Source organism: Pseudomonas sp. GW458-11-26-14-LB4, assembly GCF_059423925.1.
In genome coordinates, this window is record NZ_JBWKYU010000012.1 from 162,826 (window position 1) to 184,282 (window position 21,457).

Consider the following 21,457-nt stretch of genomic DNA (forward strand, 5'->3'; position numbering starts at 1 on the left):
AGGACGTCACCATGCATTACGGCAAACTCTTATTGATCATCTCTGCGCTGTTCGCTGGCCAAGCATCAGCGCATGGTCTGTGGACCGAACAACGACGCGGCAATATCGAAGTGATCTACGGCCACGGCGCAGAAGACAACGCTTTCAAAGCGCAGAAAATCAGCGGTGCATGGGCATATGACGTCAGCGGCAAGATGATCCCGGTCAACGTGCAACGCCTGACCGATCATGCGCGACTGCAACCGCTGAAACCGCCGGCGGTAATGGCCGTGGCCCTGAACAACGGCATGTGGTCGCAAACCGCCGACAAGAAATGGATCAATGAGGGACGCAGCAAGGTACCGGGCGCCATCGAGTCGACCGAGACCCTCAAGTACAGCCTGGCGATTTATCAGCCGGGAGCGAAGCTGCCCAAACTCAATCAGATCAAATTGCTGATTTTGCCGGAGGTCGATCCTCTGACCGTCGGCCCAGGGAAATCATTGCCGGTGCGGGTGTTGCTGGATGGCAAACCGGCAGCGGGCGTGAAGTTGATCGGTGACTACCGCAGCGCGCCGAATACCTTGAGCACTGAAACCGACAAGGACGGCCGCGCTCAGGTGCTGGTGCGTAACGAGGGATTGAATGTGATTGCGGCGCAGGTGGAGGTGCCGGTGAAGGACAATGCAGAGGTGAGCAGTCGGGGGTTATTCAGTTCGTTGACGTTCCTGGGCGAACCGCATCACGAATGAACCAACGCTGATCCCTGTGGGACGAAACCCACAGGGATCAGCGTCGTTTCAGAGTTCGCCCAGACCGTCGATCAACGCCTGATTCTGCTCCGGCGTGCCGATCGAGATCCGCAGGAACTGGGCAATCCGCTCCTGCTTGAAGTGGCGCACGATCACGCCCTGCTCACGCAGTTTGGCCGCCAGCCCCGCCGCATCGTGTTGCGGATGCCGGGCGAAGATGAAGTTCGCCGCTGACGGCAGCACTTCAAAGCCCTTGGCCTGCAACTGCGCAACCACCCACTCGCGACTCTCGATGACCAATGCGCAGGTCTTGTCGAAGTATTCGCGATCCTCGAACGCCGCCGCCGCACCGACATTCGCCATGCGATCGATCGGGTAGGAGTTGAAGCTGTTCTTGATCCGCTCCAGCGCCTCGATCAGGTCCGGATGGCCGACCGCCAGACCGACCCGCAGGCCCGCGAGCGAACGGGACTTGGACAGGGTCTGGGTCACCAGCAGGTTCGGATAGCGATCCACCAGGCTGATCGCGGTTTCGCCGCCGAAGTCGATGTAGGCCTCGTCGACCACCACCACCGAATCCGGGCTGGCCTTGAGGATCTGCTCGACCGCTTCCAGCGCCAGCAGGCAACCGGTAGGCGCGTTCGGGTTGGGGAAGATGATCCCGCCGTTCGGCTTGGCGTAGTTCGCCGGGTTGATCTGGAACTGCGCATCCAGCGGCACCGCGTCGAACTTGACGCCGTAAAGGCCGCAATAGACCGGATAGAAGCTGTAGCTGATGTCCGGGAACAGGATCGGCTGATCGTGCTGCAGCAGACCGTGGAAGATGTGCGCCAGCACTTCGTCCGAACCGTTGCCGAGGAACACTTGATTGCTCTGCACGCCGTAGTACTTGGCGACGGCGTTTTTCAGCAGATCGCTGTTCGGGTCCGGGTACAGACGCAGGTTGTCGTTGAGTTCGGTCTGCATCGCCGCCAGGGCTTTTGGCGACGGGCCGTACGGGTTTTCGTTGGTGTTGAGTTTGACCAGACGGGTCAGCTTCGGCTGCTCGCCCGGCACATACGGCACCAGATCCTTGACGAACGGGCTCCAGAATTTGCTCATGTTCAGTTCCCCTTCACTTCGTCTTTGATGCGGTATTCGGCGCTGCGCGCGTGGGCGCTCAGCGATTCGCCACGGGCCAGGATCGATGCGGTCTTGCCGAGTTCCGAAGCACCGGCCTCGGAGCAGAAGATGATCGAAGAACGCTTCTGGAAGTCATACACGCCCAGCGGCGAGGAGAAACGCGCGGTGCCGGAGGTCGGCAACACGTGGTTCGGACCTGCGCAGTAGTCGCCCAGCGCTTCGGAGGTGTGGCGGCCCATGAAGATCGCGCCGGCGTGGCGGATCTGCGGCAGCCAGGCCTGCGGGTCTGCGACCGACAGTTCAAGGTGTTCCGGCGCGATGCGGTTGGCAACTTCGATGGCCTGGGCCATGTCGCGCACGTGAATCAGGGCACCACGGCCGTTGATCGAGGTTTCGATGATGGTCGCGCGATCCATGGTCGGCAGCAGTTTGTCGATGCTGGCGGCGACCTTGTCGAGGAACTCTGCGTCCGGGCTGACCAGAATCGCCTGGGCGTCTTCGTCGTGCTCGGCCTGGGAGAACAGGTCCATGGCGATCCAGTCCGGATCGGTCTGGCCGTCGCACACCACGAGGATTTCCGACGGGCCGGCGATCATGTCGATGCCGACCTGACCGAATACGTGACGCTTGGCCGTGGCGACGTAGATATTGCCCGGGCCGACGACCTTGTCCACCTGCGGCACGCTTTCGGTGCCATAGGCCAATGCGGCAACGGCTTGCGCGCCACCGATGGTGAACACCCGGTCGACGCCGGCGATGCACGCCGCCGCCAGCACCAGCTCGTTGACCTCACCGCGCGGGGTCGGCACCACCATGACCACTTCGGTCACGCCGGCGACCTTGGCCGGAATCGCGTTCATCAACACCGACGACGGGTACGACGCCTTGCCGCCCGGCACGTACAGACCGGCGCGATCCAGTGGCGTGACTTTCTGGCCCAGCACCGTGCCGTCGGCTTCGGTGTAGCTCCAGGAGTCCTGCTTCTGTTTTTCGTGATAGCTGCGCACGCGGGCGGCGGCTTTTTCCAGCGCTTCGCGTTGCGGGACAGTGATGCGGGTCAGGGCCAGTTCCAGACGCTCGCGCGGCAGGATCAGGTCCGCCATCGAAGCGACTTCGAGGCCGTCGAATTTCTGGGTGAACTCGACCAGTGCCGCGTCACCGCGCTCGCGTACAGCCTTGATGATGTCCAGCACCCGCTGATTGACCGAGTCGTCAGACACACTTTCCCAGCTCAGCAGATGATCCAGATGATGCGCGAAATCCGGGTCAGCAGCGTTGAGTCGGCGAATTGCAGTCGGTGCGGTCATAGCGAGAGCCTCATAGGAATGGCAAAAACTCAGGCGCCCTAACTTAGCAGTCGTTTCCGCTTGGGCACCTGAGATTCTGGCTATGAGGCGGATAGACGGGCGCGACTTAACGTCGCGCAGGTACATCAGCCGCGGTGTCGAGACTCCACTGCCTTGCGCAGGGTGTCGATCAACGCCTGGATTCGGGCGTGTTGCATTTTCATCGAAGCTTTATTGACCACCAGACGAGAGCTGATCGTGGCGATCAGTTCCTGAGGTTCCAGGCCATTGGCACGCAGGGTGTTGCCGGTGTCGACCACGTCGATGATCTTGTCGGCCAGACCGATCAGCGGTGCCAGTTCCATCGAGCCGTACAGCTTGATGATGTCGACCTGACGACCCTGCTCGGCGTAGTAACGCTTGGCGACGTTGACGAATTTGGTGGCGACGCGCAGGCGGCCCTTGGGCTCGACCGCGCCGACCTTGCCGGCGGTCATCAGCTTGCACTGGGCAATCTGCAGATCCAGCGGCTCGTACAGGCCTTGGCCGGTGTATTCCATCAGCACGTCTTTACCGGCAACGCCGAGGTCGGCCGCGCCATGCTCGACATAGGTCGGCACGTCGGTGGCACGCACGATCAACAGGCGAACGTCTTCCTGGGTCGTGGGGATGATCAGCTTGCGGCTCTTGTCCGGATTCTCGGTCGGCACGATGCCCGCTTCGGCGAGAAGCGGCAGGGTGTCGTCAAGGATGCGGCCCTTGGACAGTGCGATGGTCAACATGGGAAACGTCAGTCCTTATCAAGGTACTCATGTCCGGTCGCAATCGGCGCCGGACATACATCGAGGGCGTTACCACCCCCGATCAAAACGAATTCAACGGACACTTCCCTGTGTCCAGATGCAGCGACTAGCCCGGAACGCGACGGATCTTGGCGCCCAGCATCTGCAGTTTTTCCTCGATGCACTCGTAACCACGGTCGATGTGGTAGATGCGGTCGATCAGGGTATCGCCTTCGGCCATCAGGGCCGAAATTACCAGGCTGGCCGAAGCACGCAGGTCGGTAGCCATGACCGGCGCGCCCTTGAGAATTTCAGTGCCGGTGACGATGGCCGTGTTGCCTTCGACCTGGATCTTGGCGCCCATGCGATGCAATTCGTACACGTGCATGAAACGGTTTTCGAAGATCGTCTCGATGACCGCACCGGTGCCTTCGGCAATGGCGTTGAGCGAGATGAACTGCGCCTGCATGTCGGTCGGGAACGCCGGGTACGGCGCGGTGCGCACGTTGACCGCTTTCGGACGCTTGCCGTGCATGTTCAGCTCGATCCAGTCTTCGCCGCTGGTGATTTCGGCGCCGGCTTCACGCAGCTTTTCCAGAACCGCTTCGAGAATGGTTGGATCGGTGTCCTTGACCTTCACGCGACCACCGGTGACTGCAGCGGCTACCAGATAGGTGCCGGTCTCGATACGGTCAGGCATGACTTTGTAGAAAGTCGAACCCAGACGCTCGACGCCGTCGATGGTGATGGTGTCGGTGCCGGCACCGGATACCTTGGCGCCCATGGCGTTCAGGAAGTTCGCCAGGTCGACCACTTCAGGTTCGCGAGCGGCGTTCTGCAGTACGCTGCGGCCCTTGGCCAGAGCAGCAGCCATCATGATGTTTTCGGTACCGGTCACGCTGACGGTATCGAAGAAGAAGTGCGCGCCGCGCAGGCCGCCTTCAGGGGCCTTGGCCTTGATGTAGCCGCCTTCGACGTCGATGACCGCGCCCATGGCTTCCAGACCTCGGATGTGCAGGTCGACCGGACGCGAGCCGATGGCGCAGCCACCAGGCAGTGCGACTTCGGCTTCACCAAAACGTGCGACCATCGGGCCCAGCACCAGGATCGAGGCACGCATGGTTTTCACCAGTTCGTACGGAGCGATCAGGGTCTTGATGGTGCGCGGGTCGATTTCGACGCTGAGCTTTTCGTCGATCACAGGCTCGATGCCCATGCGACCGAACAGCTCGATCATGGTGGTGATGTCGTGCAGGTGCGGCAGGTTGCCAACGGTAACCGGGCCATCGCACAGCAGGGTGGCGGCCAGGATTGGCAGGGCGGAGTTCTTCGCCCCGGAGATGCGGATCTCGCCATCAAGACGAGCGCCACCGGTAATAATCAATTTATCCATAAGAATCTCGACGCCCTAGGGCTCAGGTGCGCTCGGCCCAGGCCGCGCTGCTGAAAAATTTCATAGTGACCGCGTGGATGCTGCCATCGGCGATCCAAGGGTTCAAATGGGCATAGATGCTTTGCTGACGCTTGACCGGGCTCAACGCCGCCAGTTCATCACTAATCACGTTCAGCTGGAAGTTGCAGCCTTCGCCTTCTACTTCCACCAGCGTTCCTGGCAGCTTTCCTTCAAGGAAGCTCTTCACTTCTACGGCCTGCATGCTCAACCTCAATCGGCGCCCTGTGCGCACGGGTCGGACATCATACAAAAAAGCCCCGCGCCTGCGAACCCCGCTGCGCAGGACTCTGACGGGGGGCTTCTCTATTGATGCGGGTTCAGGGTTGCGCCAACAGCTCGGTCAGTTCGCTGACCTGAGCAATTTCACGCATGTCTTCGGGCATCCCGCGGATGCTGACCGCCTTGCCGGCGGCCTTGGCATCGCGAATGAAGCACAGCAGCAGCGACAGACCGACGCTGCTGGACTTCTCCACCGCCGAGCAATCGATCACCAATGCCGGGGCATTGCACGACTTGATCAGCGCCCTGCCCTGCTCGCGCAGGTCAGGGGCGGTGCGATAATCCAGCACGCCGCTGAGTTGCAGCTCACTGGCTTCGTCCAGACGAATGGCCGACTCGGTCATTGCGCAGGCTTCTCGTTCTGCTCGGCCGACTGCTTGGCCTTGGCGACTTCACCGGCCCAGCCGTTGATGGTCTTGTCCAGGTCGTTGCCGTTGCGCTGCATCGCGTCGGCGAACTGGTCACGGAACAGTTTGCCGATGTTGATGCCGTTGATGATCACGTTACGCAGTTTCCACTCGCCGTTGATCTTCTCGAGGGTGTACGACACCGGATAGATCGCGCCGTTGTTGCCCTTGACGGTCATGCCGACGCTGGTGCGATCGCCCGACTCATCCTTGGGTGCATCGACGGTGATGCCCTGGTTGTTGTACTCGAGCAAGGCGTTGCCGTAGAACTGGAACAGGCCGCGCTTGAAGTTTTCCTCGAAGGTCTTCATCTGCGCCGGGGTTGCCTTGCGCGAATACTTGACCGTCATGATGCTCTTGGAAATGCCCTCGGCATCCACGACCGGCCCGACGATGGTGTTCAACGCGGTGTAGAAGTCCTGCGGATCCCGCTTGTACTTCTCTTTATTGGCCGACAGATCGGCGAGCATCCGGTTCGTGGTGTCCTGAACCAGATCGTGCGCCGATTGTACCGCCACGGCGTTAGCCACCAGCGGCAGTGCCGCAAGCAACACCAACAGGCCACGTCGCAAGGTAGAGATCATTCAAAAGCTCCTCATTTGGCGTCTTTGCTAACGGTATTGAGCAGGAATTTACCGATCAGGTCTTCCAGTACCAGAGACGACTGGGTGTCGTGAATGGTTCCACCATCCTTGAGCGGAGTGTCTTCCCCGCCCACGCTGATACCGATGTACTTCTCGCCCAGCAGACCCGCAGTCAGGATAGATGCTGTGGAGTCGGTCGGCAGATTGTCGACGCTTTTATCCACTTGCAGGGTAACCCGACCGGTGAAGCTGTCGCGGTCCAGATCGATCGCGGTGACCTTGCCGATGGTCACACCCGCCATGGTCACTTTGGCTCTGACCGTCAGACCGGCGATATTGTCGAAATACGCGTAAAGCTTGTAGGTATCGGTGGTCGAAGTCGGAGACAGGCCACTGACCCGCAGGGCCAGCAGCAACAAGGCCAGGATCCCTGCCAGCAGGAACAGGCCGACACCGATTTCCAGGGTGCGGTTTTGCATCAGAAATCTCCAAACATCAAAGCGGTCAGAATAAAGTCCAGGCCGAGTACTGCCAGCGAGGCGTAAACCACGGTCTTGGTGGTGGCACGACTGATCCCCTCGGAGGTGGGTTCGCAGTCATAGCCTTGAAATACGGCGATCCAGGTGACGACAAAAGCGAATACTGCACTTTTGATGATGCCGTTGAGCACATCGTCACCGAAGCTCACGCTGTTCTGCATGTTCGACCAGTAGGAACCTTCGTAGACGCCCAGCCAGTCGACGGCGACCCACGAACCGCCCCAGATGCCGACCACGCTGAAGATCATCGCCAGCACCGGCAGGGAAATGAAGCCGGCCCACAGACGCGGAGCGATGATGTACTTGAGCGGGTCGACCCCGATCATTTCCAGGCTGGACAACTGCTCGGTGGATTTCATGTTGCCGATTTCCGCCGTCAGCGCCGAACCGGCACGACCGGCGAACAACAGCGCGGTCACCACCGGCCCCAGTTCACGCAGCAGGGTCAGCGCCACCATCTGCCCGACAGCCTGCTCCGAGCCGTAGCTCGACAGGATGTTGAAGCCCTGCAGCGCCAGCACCATGCCGATGAAAATCCCGGACACCACGATGATCACCAGCGACATCACACCGACGGAGTGCAGCTGCTTGACCAGCAGGCCAAAACCGCCACCGATGCCACCACGACCCAGCAAGGCATGAAACAGGAACAGGGTCGAACGCCCGAACACTGCGACGCTGTCGATTCCGGCGAGGCCGAAGCGACGTACACGCTCCATTAATGTAATTCTGCGCATCAGCGGCGCTTCCCCAGAAGATCTGCGCGGTAATCCGGCGCTGGAAAGTGATACGGCACCGGGCCGTCGGGTTCACCGGTCATGAACTGGCGGATACGCGGATCGTCCGAGTTCATCAGTTCGTCCGGCGTGCCCTGCCCCAATACCTGCCCATCACCGACCACATAGATGTAGTCGGCGATGCTCGCGGTTTCGGCGAGATCGTGGGACACCACGATGCTGGTGATCCCCAGGGCATCGTTGAGCAGACGGATCAGGCGAACCAGAACGCCCATGGCGATCGGATCCTGGCCGACGAACGGTTCGTCGTACATGAGAATCTGCGGATCGAGGGCAATGGCACGGGCCAGTGCGACACGGCGTTTCATGCCGCCGGACAGCTCGTCGGGCATCAGTTCGATCGCCCCGCGCAGTCCCACCGCCTGCAATTTGAGCAGCACGATGTCGCGGATCATCTCGTCCGGCAGGTCGGTATGAACACGAAGCGGGAAGGCGACGTTCTCGAACACATCGAGATCGGTGAACAGCGCACCGCTCTGAAACAGCACGCCCATGTGCTTGCGCGCATCGAACAGATCGCTGCGCGACAGCTTCGGCAGGTTCTGGCCGTTGACCCAGACCTCGCCTTTGGATGGCCGCAACTGCGCGCCCATCAGGCGCAGCAGCGTGGTCTTGCCACACCCGGAAGGCCCCATGATGCCGGTGACCTTGCCGCGCGGGATGCGGATATCGACGTTATTGAAAATGCTCCGCGCACCGCGCTTGAAGGAGACTCCCTTCAGCTCGACCGCGTAGGCGTTATCGGCACTCATCTAAACTCCTTGCGATGCAGCCTCTCACTCGGACGCCTGGCTTCCTGGAAGAAAGCCCCTACATCCCGGGCAGGCCGAACTGGCGGCGAACTATATCACTGCAAAGGGCAAGCGCCCAAGGCCTGCACCGGCCCGCATTCGGCGAGTTGAAGGGCTTCAGGCCTTATTTACAGAGTTTTGGTAACGAGGAATGACAAAGCACGACGAACTTGCGTGAGGCTTTTCAACATAACCGCTATAATCGCCGCCTTTTCATCGGGCTATACGATTTCTGACATGAGCCAAACCAGCGACCTGATTCAATCGGCACAACGCACCATCCGCCTCGAAGTGGAAGCCGTACAAGGCTTGTTGCCCCATATCGACGCCGATTTCGTACGCGCTTGCGAGATGATTCTGGCCAGCAAGGGCCGTGTTGTCGTGGTCGGTATGGGCAAGTCCGGGCACATCGGCAACAAGATTGCCGCGACCCTGGCCAGCACCGGCACCCCGGCGTTTTTCGTGCACCCGGCCGAGGCCAGCCACGGCGACATGGGCATGATCACTCGCGATGACGTGATTCTGGCCCTGTCGAACTCCGGCTCCACTAACGAAATCGTCACCCTGCTGCCACTGATCAAGCGCCTGGGCATCCAGCTGATCAGCGTCACCGGCAACCCGCAATCGCCGCTTGCCAAGGCTGCCGAGGTCAATCTCAACGTTCACGTCGAACACGAAGCCTGCCCGCTGAACCTCGCACCGACCTCCTCGACCACCGCTGCGCTGGTCATGGGCGACGCCCTGGCCGTGGCGCTGCTGGAAGCGCGCGGCTTCACTGCCGAAGATTTCGCCTTTTCCCACCCGGGCGGCGCACTGGGCCGACGCCTGCTGCTGAAAGTGGAAAATGTCATGCACGCCGGTCAGGAACTGCCGCAGGTACAGCGCGGCACCCTGCTCAAGGACGCGCTGATGGAAATGACCCGCAAGGGTCTGGGCATGACCGTCATTCTTGAAACGGACGGCAAACTGGCCGGGATCTTCACTGACGGCGACCTGCGCCGCACCCTGGATCGCAGCATTGATATCCATAGCGCCACCATCGACCAGGTAATGACCGTGCACGGCAAGACCGCCCGCGCCGAGATGCTCGCGGCCGAAGCCCTGAAAATCATGGAAGACCACCGAATCAACGCGCTGGTTGTCGTAGATGAAGAGGATCGCCCGATCGGCGCCTTCAACCTCTCCGATCTGCTGCGCGCAGGAGTGATGTAAATGAGCACCGATCTGCTGCAACGCGGCAAAGCCATCAAACTGGCGGTTTTCGACGTCGACGGTGTCCTCACCGACGGTCGCCTGTACTTCCTTGAAGACGGCAGCGAGTTCAAGACTTTCAATACACTCGATGGCCAGGGCATCAAGATGCTGATGAATGCTGGTGTACAGACCGCCATCATCAGTGGTCGCAAGACCCCGGTGGTCGAACGCCGGGCAAAAAACCTGGGGATCCCGCACCTGTTTCAGGGCCGCGAAGACAAACTGGTCGTGCTCGACGGTCTTCTGGAGCAACTGGGCCTAAGCTATGAGCAAGTGGCTTACCTCGGTGACGACCTGCCGGACCTGCCGGTGATCCGCCGTGTAGGGCTGGGCATGGCCGTGGCCAACGCCGCCCCCTTTGTGCGCGAGCACGCCCATGGCGTCACCCAGGCCCGTGGCGGCGAAGGTGCCGCCCGCGAATTCTGCGAACTGATCCTGCGCGCACAAGGCAGCCTCGACGCCGCCAACAACGCGTACCTGTGAGTCCAACCATGTTTAGCAAAAAGTTTCGCAACATCCTGCTGTTCGGTTGCATCGCAGCGATATTCGGTGCGGTCGGCTACTGGAACATCAGCCCGGAACGCTTCCTCGACAAACCGCCGGTTTCGGCAGAGGAAAGCCCGATCGACTGGTATGCGACCAATACCCACACGATCCAGTACCTCGAAGACGGCAAAGTGCAGTACGAAATGACGTCCGACAAGGCTGAGCACGTCAAGGCGACCGACATTACACTGGTCACCAAGCCTGATCTGAACATGTTCCGTGGCACCGATTTCCCATGGCACGTGACCAGTGAACGCGGTGAAGTGAACTCCGGTGGCACCGAGGTCGAGCTGATCGACTCGGTACGCGTCAAGCGCACCGACGAAAAGAACCGCGACACCCTGATCACCTCCACTCGCATGACGGTGTTCCCGCAGCAGCAATATGCGCAGACCCAGCAACCCGTTAGAATCGACGGCGCTGGCGGTGTATCGACTGGCGTAGGAATGAAAGCGTATTTGAAGGAAAGCAGGATACACCTGCTATCGAACGTAAGAGGACAGTATGAGGCTCGTTAAAACCCTCCCTATTTTGCTCAGTCTGGGCGCAGCACTGGGAAGCGTGAGCGCCTGGGCTCTGCCGAACGATCAAGAGCAGCCAATCCGTATTCAGGCCGACGATGCCCAGCTGGACGACAAGAACGGCGTTGCTACCTATAAAGGTGACGTGATCATCACTCAGGGTTCGATGATCGTCAAAGGCAATACCGTGACCATCACCCGCACCCAGACCGGCGATATCGACGTCGTGACCTCGGTGGGCAACCTTGCCTACTTCGAGCAGTTGCAGACGGCGGGCGACACCAAGCCTGTACAGGGCTGGGGCGTGACCATTCAGTACCACGCCGCGCAAAACCGCGTTGTGCTGATCGACAAGGCGAAAGTCGTCGACAAGGACAACAACACCACTCAGGGCGAGAAAATCGTCTATGACACGGTGAAAAAGCTGGCCAGCGCTGGTCGTGCCACCGGCAACAAGGTCACCGAAGCGCGTCCGCGCATTGACATGGTGATCCAGCCGAAGAAGAAAACCGACGAGAAAACCCAGTAATGGCAACTCTGAAAGCTCAGCACCTGGCCAAGGCCTATAAAAGCCGCCAGGTCGTGCGCGACGTCAGCCTGTCGATCGACAGCGGTCAGATCGTCGGCCTGCTCGGCCCGAATGGCGCCGGCAAGACCACCTGCTTCTACATGATCGTCGGTCTGGTCCAGGCCGATCAGGGTCGCGTACTGATCGACGATCTGGACGTCAGCCACCAGCCGATGCACGGTCGCGCCAAGGCCGGTATCGGCTATCTGCCGCAAGAAGCGTCGATCTTCCGCAAACTGTCGGTAGCCGACAACATCATGGCCATCCTTGAGACCCGTCAGGAGCTCGACAAGGCCGGTCGTCGCAAGGAGTTGGAAAGCCTGCTGCAGGAATTCCACATCAGCCACATCCGCGACAACCTCGGCATGAGCCTGTCCGGTGGTGAGCGCCGCCGGGTGGAAATCGCCCGTGCACTGGCCACGGCACCGAAATTCATCCTGCTCGACGAACCGTTCGCCGGTGTCGACCCGATCTCTGTCGGCGACATCAAGCAGATCATCCACCACCTCAAGGCCAAGGGCATCGGTGTACTGATCACCGACCACAACGTCCGTGAGACGCTGGATATCTGCGAAACCGCCTACATCGTCAACGATGGCCAGTTGATCGCCGAAGGCGACTCCGCGACCATCCTCGCCAACGATCTGGTGAAGGAAGTCTACCTGGGCCACGAGTTCCGCCTGTAAGCTCGACGGTATTCGACCAGCCGTCCGGGTGCTGTAACGTTGAAGCGCTTTTTTATACGCTTTTATTGTTACAGCGCTCTAGGCAAACACGACAGTTTCAGGCATATAATTTGCTTAAGTTTGGCGCTCCGGCGCCCTGTAGTGGATGGCGCATAGCGCCGGCGAATAAGGTGTTAAGCCCCTGCCATGAAACCATCGCTAGTCTTGAGAATGGGCCAGCAGCTGACGATGACACCGCAGCTGCAACAGGCCATCCGCCTGCTCCAATTGTCTACCCTGGATCTGCAACAGGAAATCCAGGAGGCTCTGGAATCCAATCCGATGCTCGAACGCCAGGAAGACGGCGACGACTTCGACAACTCCGATCCCATGGCCGACAACGCCGAACAGAAGCCCAACACCGAGATCCAGGAACCTTCTTATCAGGAGACCGCGCCGACAGTCGACAACCTCGAAGACGGCGAATGGAACGAGCGAATCCCCAACGAACTGCCCGTTGACACCGCCTGGGAAGACGTCTACCAGACCAGCGCCAGCAGCCTGCCGAGCAGCGACGATGACGAGTGGGACTTCACCACCCGCACCTCCGCCGGCGAGAGCCTGCAAAGCCACCTGCTGTGGCAGTTGAACCTCGCACCGATGTCCGACACCGATCGCCTGATCGCCGTCACCCTGATCGATTGCATCAACAATCAGGGCTACCTGGACGAAACCCTCGAAGAAATTCTCGAAGCCTTCGATCCCGAGCTCGACATCGAGCTGGACGAGATCGAAGCCGTCCTGCACCGCATCCAGCAATTCGAGCCGGCAGGCATCGGCGCACGCAACCTGGGCGAATGCCTGCTGCTGCAATTGCGCCAGCTGTCGGCCAAGACCCCTTGGCTGGCCGAGGCCAAACGTCTGGTCACCGATTACATTGACCTGCTCGGCAGCCGCGACTACAGCCAGCTGATGCGGCGCATGAAGCTCAAGGAAGATGAACTGCGCCAGGTCATCGAACTGGTGCAGAGCCTCAATCCGCGCCCAGGCTCGCAGATCGAATCCACCGAAGCCGAGTACGTGGTGCCTGACGTCATCGTGCGCAAGGACAACGAGCGCTGGCTGGTCGAGCTGAACCAGGAATCGGTACCGCGCCTGCGGGTCAACGCCCAATACGCCGGTTTCGTGCGCCGTGCCGACACCAGCGCCGACAATACCTTCATGCGCAATCAGTTGCAGGAAGCTCGCTGGTTCATCAAGAGCCTGCAGAGCCGCAACGAAACCCTGATGAAAGTAGCCACCCAGATCGTCGAGCATCAGCGCGGCTTTCTGGAGTACGGCGACGAAGCCATGAAGCCGCTGGTCCTGCACGACATTGCAGAGGCGGTTGGCATGCACGAGTCGACGATTTCCCGGGTGACCACGCAGAAATTCATGCATACCCCACGGGGCATATATGAACTGAAATACTTTTTCTCCAGCCATGTGAGCACCTCAGAAGGCGGTGAATGCTCGTCCACGGCGATCCGCGCGATCATCAAGAAACTGGTTGCCGCGGAAAATCAGAAAAAGCCGTTGAGTGACAGCAAGATCGCTGGTTTACTGGAGGCACAAGGCATTCAGGTGGCTCGCCGCACCGTCGCCAAGTACCGCGAATCCCTCGGGATCGCGCCTTCGAGCGAACGCAAGCGGTTGATGTAAGCCACGTTACAGCGTTCCAGTGGCAGGCTCTTCGGCCTGCCGCTTTATGCACTGGCAACGAAGGAGAAGCTGTATGCAAGTCAACATCAGTGGACACCAACTGGAAGTTACCCAGCCTCTGCGCGAGTACATCGAGCTCAAGCTCAAGAAGCTCGAAGGGCATTTCGACAAGATCACCAACGTACAGGTCACGATGTGCGTCGAAAAGCTGAAGCAGAAAATCGAAGCCACGCTGCATATTCCCGGCAACGAGGTCGTCGCAAACGCGGAACATACCGATATGTACGCTGCGATCGACGCGTTGACCGACAAGCTTGATAAACAACTCAAAAAGCATAAGGAAAAGACCCAGAGCCTGCTTCAGGGCGCTACCGGTCGATAACCCCCACCCCCATGATCCGACTTGAAAGTATCCTGACCCCCGGCCGTTCCCTGGTGAACGTGCCGGGCGGCAGTAAAAAGAAAGCCCTCGAACAAATTGCCAACCTGATCGCCCGGGAAGTTCCGGATCTGGAGATGCAAGATGTCTTCGAGGCTTTGATTGCCCGTGAAAAACTGGGTTCCACCGGTTTTGGCAACGGCATCGCCATTCCTCACTGCCGCCTCAAGGGCTGCGAAGCGCCGATCAGTGCTCTGATGCACCTTGATGCCCCTATCGATTTCGACGCTATCGACGGCGCGCCTGTGGACCTGCTGTTCGTCCTGCTGGTGCCGGAAGCCGCCACCGATGCGCACCTGGAGCTGTTACGCCAGATCGCCAGCATGCTCGACCGCAAGGACGTGCGCGACAGACTGCGCAGCGCGCCAAGCAACGAAGCCTTGTACCAGGTTGTACTGGAAGAACAGAACAGGCCGTAACCATGCGCTTGATCATTGTCAGTGGCCGTTCCGGCTCGGGTAAAAGTACCGCCCTGGATGTCCTTGAGGACAACGGCTACTACTGCATTGACAACCTGCCAGCCGGCTTGTTGCCAGACCTCGCCGAGCGCGCGCTGGTTCATACCGAAATGCTCCAGCCACAGGTGGCGGTCTCGATCGACGCCCGCAACCTGCCGAGCCATCTGTCACGCTTTCCAGAGTTGCTCGAGGAAGTGCGCAGCCGGCACATCCAGTGTGATGTCCTGTACCTGGACGCCGATGACGAAACGTTGCTCAAACGTTTTTCGGAAACCCGTCGTCGCCACCCGCTCAGCAATGCCAATCGCTCGCTGGCCGAAGCCATCAACGACGAAACCGCGCTGCTGGGCCCGATCGCCGATCTGGCCGACCTGAAGGTCAATACCACCAATCTGAACCTCTACCAGCTGCGCGATACCATCAAGCTGCGACTGTTGAACCAACCGGAGCCGGGGACTGCATTTCTGGTGGAGTCGTTCGGTTTCAAACGCGGCATGCCGGTGGATGCGGATCTGGTGTTCGATGTACGCTGCCTGCCCAATCCGTACTGGAAACCGGAATTACGCGCACAATCCGGGCTCGATGAGCCTGTGGCGGAATACCTGGCGGCGCAGCCGGAAGTCGAAGAGATGTTCCAGGACATCTATGCGTACCTGTTCAAATGGCTGCCGCGCTTCGCTGCGAGCAATCGCGCTTATGTGACCATTGCCATTGGCTGCACCGGCGGACACCACCGTTCCGTCTACCTGACCGAACGCCTGGGTCAGGCCCTGCAGAAAACCCTGAAGAACGTCCAGGTTCGCCACCGCGACCTCAGCTAAAGGATTCACACCGCGATGCCTGCTCTGGAAATCGAAATCATCAACAAGCTGGGCCTGCATGCCCGGGCGTCGGCAAAGTTCGTTGGCGTGGCGGGTCAATATCCCGACTGCACGATCAGAGTGGGTCGCACCCCGGAAACCACGGTTGATGGCAAAAGCATCATGGCGATGATGATGCTCGCCGCCGGCAAGGGCACCAAAATCCACCTGAGTACTGAGGGTCATCAGGAACAGGAAGCCATGGATGCGCTGGTCGCGCTGATCAACAACTACTTCGACGAAGGCGGTTGAAAGCCTTTAGTGTCGAGGGAGGGAGCAAGCCTCCCTCTCATCCCAACGCCGTATCCATCACCATCATCAGGCAGAACCCGATCAACAATCCCAGGCTCGCCAGCTTGTCGTGACCATTGCGCCGCGACTCCGGGATCACTTCGTGAGTCACCACCAACAGCATTGCCCCGGCCGCCAGCGCCAGTCCCAGGGGTAATAACAGTTCCGCCAGGCTGACCAGCCACGCACACAGCAGTGCAAACACCGGCTCGACCAGGCCCGATGCCGCCCCGATCAGAAACGCCTTGACCCGCGACATCCCGGCTCCGGCCAACACCAGCGCAATGACCAGTCCTTCCGGCACATCCTGCAAGGCGATGCCCATCGCCAGGCTGTCAGCATCCGGCATGCCGCCGCCAGCGGAAACACCGACGGCCATGCCTTCCGGGATGTTATGGGCAATGATGGCAAACACGAACAACCAGATACGTGGCGGAATCACCGGATGCTCGACAGTGCCGATGAGCATTTCCGGCGAAGCCCCGGACACCTTGCGATCCACCAGATACAGGCCGAACGCCCCGAGCATGATGCCGAAACAGATCAAACCACTGGCGCCCCACGGGCCAAGCCCCAGACTTTCGGCGGCAGCGATTCCCGGCACGATCAGCGAAAACGCGGTTGCCGCCAGCATCACGCCGGCGCCAAAACCCAGCAGCGTATCGCCCAGCGCCTGGGGCATGTTGCGGATCACCAGCACCGGAACCGCGCCGAGTGCGGTGCCGAGGGCGCAGATCGCGCCGCCCTGCAATGCCCGCGACAACTTCGGTTCCAGATTCAGCCATTCCAGTCCGTGGGCGACCAGCAAGGTCATGCCCGCCAACAGCAACAGCGAACCGATTGCGTAACGAAACATACGCCCACTTCCGATCGCCAGTGTTTCAGTGCCCATAGTCACCCTTGGATTGTTTTTATAGGAGACTTAAACCAGCGCGGCCTGATAGCGCGCAGCGACTTCTGGCCAGTTGATCACGTTGTAGAACGCGCTGATGTATTCCGGCCGACGGTTCTGATAGCGCAGATAGTAGGCGTGCTCCCACACGTCGAGGCCGAGAATCGGCGTGTTGCCGTTCATCAGTGGGCTGTCCTGGTTACCGCTGCTTTCCACCACCAGTTTCTTTTCCGGGTTGACGCTGAGCCACGCCCAGCCACTGCCGAAGCGGGTCAGCGCGGCTTTGGTGAAGGCTTCCTTGAAGCTGTCGAGGCCGCCCAGTTGCTCATCGATCGCCTTGGCCAGCGCACCGTCAGGTTTGCCACCGCCGTTGGGCACCATCACTTCCCAGAACAGCGAATGGTTGGCATGACCGCCGCCCTGGTTGATCACCGCCGCACGAAGCTTTTCCGGCAGTTGCTGGACGCTGGCGACCAGCTTCTCCACCGGCCAGTCCGCGAATTCGGTGCCCTCGACCGCAGCGTTCAGATTGTTGATATAAGTCTGATGATGCTTGGTGTAGTGGATCTCCATGGTTTGCGCATCGATGTGCGGTTCCAGTGCGTCGTAGGCGTAAGGCAAGACTGGCAGGGTAAAAGCCATTTCAGTGGACTCCATGGTGATGTTGGGCAGGCACGCGGCGCGCATTGCCGGTATCCGGGTGCAGCAAGCGTTGGGTGCGCGGGTATTCGCCGTGTTCGCTGATGAAATTGAGCAGCTCGACGTAGGTCTTGCTGCTCTGGCGAAGGGCCGCTTCACGCAGCGCCGGGCGCAGGCGCTCGTCCTGCATGGTCTGCAACAGTCGTTGATGGATCGCGCACAGGTACTCGGCGCTCTCCTCCGGCTGGTTCAGGCGCAGATGCAGGTCGGCCAGGTTGTGATGAGAAATGACGCAGGCCGCCACCGCTTCGTCGGCATCGGCCCAGCGCTCGAACAACACCTGTGCCAAAGCCAGGGCTTGCAGGTAAGCCTCGCGGGCATCGATCAGCTCGCCCAGCATGAAGCAGCGATTGGCCCGTTCGATCGTGCGTTTCCAGTGCTCCATGGTGAACCTCCAAAGCGGTTGCGGTGCTTACACGCCGCCGGCGGTGAGTTTCTCGGGATTGAGCAACTCTTCCAGCTGGCTGCGCGACAGGTCGGTGTGCTCCAGCGCGACATCAATCACCGGACGACCTTGTTTGTAGGCCTGCTTGGCGATCTCGGCAGCCTTCTGGTAACCGATGATCGGGTTGAGTGCGGTCACCAGAATCGGGTTGCGCGACAGCGCTTCCTTGAGGCGCGACTCATTGACCTTGAAGCTGGCAATCGCCTTGTCACCCAGCAGACGGCTGGAGTTGGCCAGCAACTCGATGCTGCTCAGCAGGTTCTGGGCGATGATCGGCAGCATCACGTTCAATTCGAAATTGCCCGACTGACCGGCGATGGTGATCACCGAATCGTTGCCGATCACTTGCGCGGCCACCATGGCGGTGGCCTCCGGAATCACCGGATTGACCTTGCCCGGCATGATCGAGGAACCCGGCTGCAGCCCTTCCAGTTCGATTTCACCGAGACCGGCGAGCGGGCCGGAGTTCATCCAGCGCAGGTCGTTGGCGATTTTCATCAGCGACACGGCGGTGGCCTTGAGCTGGCCCGACACGGCCACGGCAGTGTCTTGCGAGCCGATCAGAGCGAACAGATCCTTGCCCGGCGTGAACTGGACGTTGGTCAACTGGCTCAATTGGCGGCTGAAACGCGCAGCAAATTCCGGATGCGCGTTGATCCCGGTACCGACCGCCGTGCCGCCCTGGGCCAGGGATTGCAGGCTTGGCAGCAAATCCTGCAGGTGACCGATATTGGCCTTGAGTTGCTGCGCCCAACCGTTGAGCACCTGACTCATGCGCACCGGCATGGCGTCCATCAAGTGGGTGCGGCCGGTCTTGACGTGGTGATGCACCTGCTCGGCCTTGCGCTCGATCACTTGCACCAGATGCAGCAACGCCGGCAACAGTTGTTCGTGCAGGGCCAACGCCGCGCTGACGTGGATGGTGGTCGGAATGATGTCGTTGCTGCTCTGCCCGCAGTTGACGTGGTCGTTGGCGTTCACCGGCTCTTCGAGCAGGCGGCTGGCCAGGGTGGCGATCACTTCGTTGGCGTTCATGTTGGAACTGGTGCCGGAGCCGGTCTGGAAGATATCCACCGGGAAATGCTGCATGAAGTCGCCTTCCAGCAGACCTTGGGCGGCATCGCTGATGGCTTTGCCTTGCGCGGCGCTGAGCTGGTTAAGTTCGACGTTGGCGCGTGCGGCAGCCGCTTTCGCCAGAATCAGGGCGCGGATGAACTGGGTCGGCATCGGCTTGCCGCTGATCGGGAAGTTATCCACTGCACGCTGGGTCTGCGCGCCGTAGAGAGCGTCCACCGGCACCTGCAGTTCGCCCATGCTGTCGCGCTCAATACGTGTCTTGGTCATCTGAAAATCCTTGCACCAGTTCAATAAGAGGAATCGAGGGTTGCAACTCGCAGGTGGCGAGCTGCCAGGTGTAGATTTGCCAGCGTTTGAGCCGGCATTTGCACAGTGACAGGCGCTCCATTTCACGCAGCGGGAGCCAGGCTTGATCGAGGCAGAGGCTGCGCCAGTGCCACGGCAACGCGATGTCGGTGGCCGTGTCGAGCAGCAGACGGAAAGAGGTTTCGGCGACCGTCCAGGGCGAGGTCGCCGTGCAGCAGGCCAGATACCGGCCTTCAGCCAGGTAGTGTTCGATCAGGCGCGGTTCGTCGGGATCCATCGCGCAACGGATCTGGCGACTCATCCAGCGCCAGCTTTCGAGGTACGGCTGCTCGTGCAAGGCAGAACTCATGATTCTGGGCTCATCCGATAATGAGATTTATTATTAGTTGATAATGAGAACCAAAACAAGAGTGGCTTTTTTGCTGCCCTGATCAACCCGAAAAGTTTGCGGACACAAAAAAGGCGCGCCACCCAATCGGATGACACGCCTTTTTTTGTACCTGCCTGGGGCTTAGCTGCCCGCGACAGTCATCTTCTCGATCAACACCGAACCAGTGCGAATGTTGCTGCGCAGTTCCAGATCGTTACCCACCGCGACGATCTGCTTGAACATGTCACGCATGTTGCCGGCGATGGTCACTTCCTGCACCGCGAACTGGATTTCACCGTTCTCGACCCAGAAACCTGCCGCACCGCGCGAGTAATCACCAGTCACCATGTTCAGGCCATGGCCCATCAGTTCGGTGACCAGCAGTCCACGCCCCATGCGCCGCAGCAAGGCAGCCTGGTCTTCATCGCCATGGGTGACGAACAGGTTGTGCACGCCGCCCGCGTTGGCGGTGCTCGGCATGCCCAGTTTGCGACCGGAATAGGTGCCAAGGATGTACGAGACCAGTTCGCCTTTCTCGACGAACGGTTTAGCATAAGTCGCCAGGCCGTCACCATCGTAGGAAGCACTGCCCATGGCACGCATCAGGTGCGGACGCTCGTCGATGGTCAGCCATTCCGGGAACAGCTTCTGCCCCAGGGTGCCTTCGAGGAAAGACGATTTGCGGTACAGACTGCCGCCGGAAATCGCCGACAGGAAGCTGCCGAACAACCCACCCGCCAGTTCCGCCGAAAACAAAACCGGCACTTCGCAGGTCGGCACCGGACGCGCACCCAGACGGCTCGCTGCGCGCTGTGCCGCGCGCTGGCCAATGCTCACCGGATCCGCCAGCAAGCTGCCCTGACGGTTCACGTCATACCAGTAATCGCGCTGCATCTGGCCATCGGCTTCGGCAATCATCACGCAGCTCAGGCTGTGTCGGGTCGAAGCGTAACCACCGATGAAACCGTGGCTGTTGCCGTACACACGGCAGCCCTGATGGGTGCTCAACGTGGTGCCATCGGCATTCTTGATGCGTGCATCGGCGTCGAACGCGGCGGCTTCGCAGAGCAGTGCCTTCTCGATGGCCTGCTCCGGGGTGATGTCCCATTGGTGGAACAGGTCGAAATCCTGGATATCCCGGGCCATCAGCGCGGCATCGGCCAACCCCGAGGCTTCGTCTTCGGAAGTGTGCTTGGCAATCGCCAGCGCCGCAGCGACGGTTTCGCGAATCGCATCCGGCCCGGTGGCGGATGTACTGGCCGAGCCCTTGCGCTGGCCGACGTACAGCGTGATGCCAAAACCCTGATCGCGGTTGAACTCGACCGTTTCGACTTCACGTTGACGAACCGACGTCGACAGGCCCTGCTCCAGCGATACCGCTACTTCACAGGCACTGGCACCCTGACGCTTGGCTTCGGCGATGATCTGCTCGACCTGTTCCTGCAGTGCCGGCAATGCCTGTGGGCCGACGCTTTCAACTGCACTCATGCTCATCTCCACTCAAATTCTGCTTTCGGCTGGGGCCTTCGAGCGACCGGGCCGGACAAGCGGCCCCCGACTGGTTATCATGGCGGCGTTTCTTTGCGGACTGCCA

27 protein-coding genes are annotated in these 21,457 nt (G+C 60.3%); 11 read left to right on the forward strand and 16 right to left on the reverse strand.

Annotated features, from left to right (window positions below):
* Positions 1 to 11: 11 nt before the first annotated feature.
* Positions 12 to 731: a DUF4198 domain-containing protein gene (locus AC07XZ_RS17670; protein ID WP_102686873.1), complete on the forward strand. Its 720-nt coding sequence runs from the start codon at positions 12 to 14 to the stop codon at positions 729 to 731.
* A gap of 48 nt (positions 732 to 779) precedes the next feature.
* On the opposite strand, the gene hisC is transcribed toward AC07XZ_RS17670, so the two are convergent.
* The 10 genes from hisC to AC07XZ_RS17720 all read right to left on the reverse strand — a co-directional run bounded on the left by hisC (position 780) and on the right by AC07XZ_RS17720 (position 8,732).
* The gene (gene hisC / locus AC07XZ_RS17675; RefSeq protein ID WP_085746936.1) at positions 780 to 1,832 is read right to left on the reverse strand and encodes a histidinol-phosphate transaminase; all 1,053 of its coding nucleotides are present in this window, start codon (positions 1,830 to 1,832) and stop codon (positions 780 to 782) included.
* Positions 1,833 to 1,834: 2 nt separating this feature from the next.
* Positions 1,835 to 3,160, reverse strand: coding sequence for a histidinol dehydrogenase (gene hisD, locus AC07XZ_RS17680; RefSeq protein ID WP_007953552.1), 1,326 nt, complete (start codon positions 3,158 to 3,160; stop codon positions 1,835 to 1,837).
* Between the two features lie 125 nt (positions 3,161 to 3,285).
* Positions 3,286 to 3,921, reverse strand: a complete 636-nt coding sequence (gene hisG / locus AC07XZ_RS17685) for an ATP phosphoribosyltransferase (RefSeq protein WP_007953554.1) — start codon at positions 3,919 to 3,921, stop codon at positions 3,286 to 3,288.
* Positions 3,922 to 4,048: 127 nt separating this feature from the next.
* A complete protein-coding gene (gene murA / locus AC07XZ_RS17690) occupies positions 4,049 to 5,314 on the reverse strand; it encodes a UDP-N-acetylglucosamine 1-carboxyvinyltransferase (RefSeq protein ID WP_085746933.1) in 1,266 nt (421 codons plus the stop codon).
* A gap of 22 nt (positions 5,315 to 5,336) precedes the next feature.
* Positions 5,337 to 5,576, reverse strand: a complete 240-nt coding sequence (locus AC07XZ_RS17695; protein WP_039769303.1) for a BolA family protein — start codon at positions 5,574 to 5,576, stop codon at positions 5,337 to 5,339.
* Positions 5,577 to 5,691: 115 nt separating this feature from the next.
* Positions 5,692 to 5,997, reverse strand: coding sequence for an STAS domain-containing protein (locus tag AC07XZ_RS17700; RefSeq protein ID WP_085698468.1), 306 nt, complete (start codon positions 5,995 to 5,997; stop codon positions 5,692 to 5,694).
* Positions 5,994 to 6,644, reverse strand: a complete 651-nt coding sequence (locus tag AC07XZ_RS17705; protein WP_102686872.1) for an MlaC/ttg2D family ABC transporter substrate-binding protein — start codon at positions 6,642 to 6,644, stop codon at positions 5,994 to 5,996. Before AC07XZ_RS17705 ends, AC07XZ_RS17700 begins: the two co-directional genes overlap by 4 nt.
* Before the next feature lie 11 nt (positions 6,645 to 6,655).
* On the reverse strand, positions 6,656 to 7,123 hold the full coding sequence (mlaD, locus tag AC07XZ_RS17710) for an outer membrane lipid asymmetry maintenance protein MlaD (RefSeq protein WP_085746931.1): 468 nt from the start codon (positions 7,121 to 7,123) through the stop codon (positions 6,656 to 6,658).
* A complete protein-coding gene (mlaE, locus tag AC07XZ_RS17715) occupies positions 7,123 to 7,920 on the reverse strand; it encodes a lipid asymmetry maintenance ABC transporter permease subunit MlaE (protein WP_007953561.1) in 798 nt (265 codons plus the stop codon). Before mlaE ends, mlaD begins: the two co-directional genes overlap by 1 nt.
* Positions 7,920 to 8,732, reverse strand: coding sequence for an ATP-binding cassette domain-containing protein (locus AC07XZ_RS17720; protein ID WP_085746930.1), 813 nt, complete (start codon positions 8,730 to 8,732; stop codon positions 7,920 to 7,922). Before AC07XZ_RS17720 ends, mlaE begins: the two co-directional genes overlap by 1 nt.
* Before the next feature lie 276 nt (positions 8,733 to 9,008).
* On the opposite strand from AC07XZ_RS17720, the gene AC07XZ_RS17725 reads away from it, so the two are divergent.
* From AC07XZ_RS17725 to AC07XZ_RS17770, 10 genes are all read left to right on the forward strand, one after another.
* A complete protein-coding gene (locus AC07XZ_RS17725; RefSeq protein WP_064593399.1) occupies positions 9,009 to 9,983 on the forward strand; it encodes a KpsF/GutQ family sugar-phosphate isomerase in 975 nt (324 codons plus the stop codon).
* Complete coding sequence (locus AC07XZ_RS17730; protein WP_039769294.1) at positions 9,984 to 10,508, forward strand: KdsC family phosphatase; 525 nt, start codon at positions 9,984 to 9,986, stop codon at positions 10,506 to 10,508.
* Between the two features lie 8 nt (positions 10,509 to 10,516).
* Complete coding sequence (gene lptC, locus AC07XZ_RS17735; RefSeq protein WP_007953568.1) at positions 10,517 to 11,089, forward strand: LPS export ABC transporter periplasmic protein LptC; 573 nt, start codon at positions 10,517 to 10,519, stop codon at positions 11,087 to 11,089.
* On the forward strand, positions 11,076 to 11,621 hold the full coding sequence (lptA, locus tag AC07XZ_RS17740) for a lipopolysaccharide transport periplasmic protein LptA (RefSeq protein WP_074691817.1): 546 nt from the start codon (positions 11,076 to 11,078) through the stop codon (positions 11,619 to 11,621). The genes lptC and lptA overlap by 14 nt, the downstream gene beginning before the upstream one ends.
* On the forward strand, positions 11,621 to 12,346 hold the full coding sequence (gene lptB, locus AC07XZ_RS17745) for an LPS export ABC transporter ATP-binding protein (RefSeq protein WP_007953572.1): 726 nt from the start codon (positions 11,621 to 11,623) through the stop codon (positions 12,344 to 12,346). The genes lptA and lptB overlap by 1 nt, the downstream gene beginning before the upstream one ends.
* A 186-nt stretch (positions 12,347 to 12,532) precedes the next feature.
* A complete protein-coding gene (locus tag AC07XZ_RS17750) occupies positions 12,533 to 14,026 on the forward strand; it encodes an RNA polymerase factor sigma-54 (RefSeq protein WP_085746929.1) in 1,494 nt (497 codons plus the stop codon).
* A 73-nt stretch (positions 14,027 to 14,099) separates the two neighbouring features.
* Positions 14,100 to 14,408, forward strand: coding sequence for a ribosome hibernation-promoting factor, HPF/YfiA family (hpf, locus tag AC07XZ_RS17755; RefSeq protein ID WP_011332471.1), 309 nt, complete (start codon positions 14,100 to 14,102; stop codon positions 14,406 to 14,408).
* An 11-nt stretch (positions 14,409 to 14,419) separates the two neighbouring features.
* Complete coding sequence (gene ptsN, locus AC07XZ_RS17760; protein WP_007953580.1) at positions 14,420 to 14,884, forward strand: PTS IIA-like nitrogen regulatory protein PtsN; 465 nt, start codon at positions 14,420 to 14,422, stop codon at positions 14,882 to 14,884.
* Between the two features lie 2 nt (positions 14,885 to 14,886).
* On the forward strand, positions 14,887 to 15,744 hold the full coding sequence (gene rapZ / locus AC07XZ_RS17765; protein WP_085746928.1) for an RNase adapter RapZ: 858 nt from the start codon (positions 14,887 to 14,889) through the stop codon (positions 15,742 to 15,744).
* A gap of 15 nt (positions 15,745 to 15,759) precedes the next feature.
* Positions 15,760 to 16,035, forward strand: a complete 276-nt coding sequence (locus AC07XZ_RS17770; RefSeq protein WP_085711786.1) for an HPr family phosphocarrier protein — start codon at positions 15,760 to 15,762, stop codon at positions 16,033 to 16,035.
* A gap of 37 nt (positions 16,036 to 16,072) precedes the next feature.
* Here AC07XZ_RS17770 and AC07XZ_RS17775 read toward each other — a convergent pair whose 3' ends face one another.
* From AC07XZ_RS17775 to pmbA, 6 genes are all read right to left on the reverse strand, one after another.
* Positions 16,073 to 16,966 carry a ZIP family metal transporter gene (locus AC07XZ_RS17775; RefSeq protein ID WP_102686871.1) on the reverse strand — a complete coding sequence of 298 codons (894 nt, stop codon included), beginning with the start codon at positions 16,964 to 16,966 and terminating at the stop codon, positions 16,073 to 16,075.
* A 30-nt stretch (positions 16,967 to 16,996) separates the two neighbouring features.
* Positions 16,997 to 17,608: a superoxide dismutase gene (locus AC07XZ_RS17780; RefSeq protein WP_102686870.1), complete on the reverse strand. Its 612-nt coding sequence runs from the start codon at positions 17,606 to 17,608 to the stop codon at positions 16,997 to 16,999.
* Between the two features lies 1 nt (position 17,609).
* Complete coding sequence (locus AC07XZ_RS17785; protein WP_085711789.1) at positions 17,610 to 18,050, reverse strand: DUF2753 family protein; 441 nt, start codon at positions 18,048 to 18,050, stop codon at positions 17,610 to 17,612.
* A 27-nt stretch (positions 18,051 to 18,077) separates the two neighbouring features.
* A complete protein-coding gene (locus AC07XZ_RS17790; RefSeq protein ID WP_085746924.1) occupies positions 18,078 to 19,454 on the reverse strand; it encodes a class II fumarate hydratase in 1,377 nt (458 codons plus the stop codon).
* Entirely contained in the window at positions 19,435 to 19,842 is a 408-nt protein-coding gene (locus AC07XZ_RS17795; RefSeq protein WP_102686869.1) for a FagA protein, read from the reverse strand. The genes AC07XZ_RS17790 and AC07XZ_RS17795 overlap by 20 nt, the downstream gene beginning before the upstream one ends.
* A gap of 162 nt (positions 19,843 to 20,004) precedes the next feature.
* Positions 20,005 to 21,351: a metalloprotease PmbA gene (pmbA, locus tag AC07XZ_RS17800; RefSeq protein WP_039769277.1), complete on the reverse strand. Its 1,347-nt coding sequence runs from the start codon at positions 21,349 to 21,351 to the stop codon at positions 20,005 to 20,007.
* Positions 21,352 to 21,457: the final 106 nt, after the last annotated feature.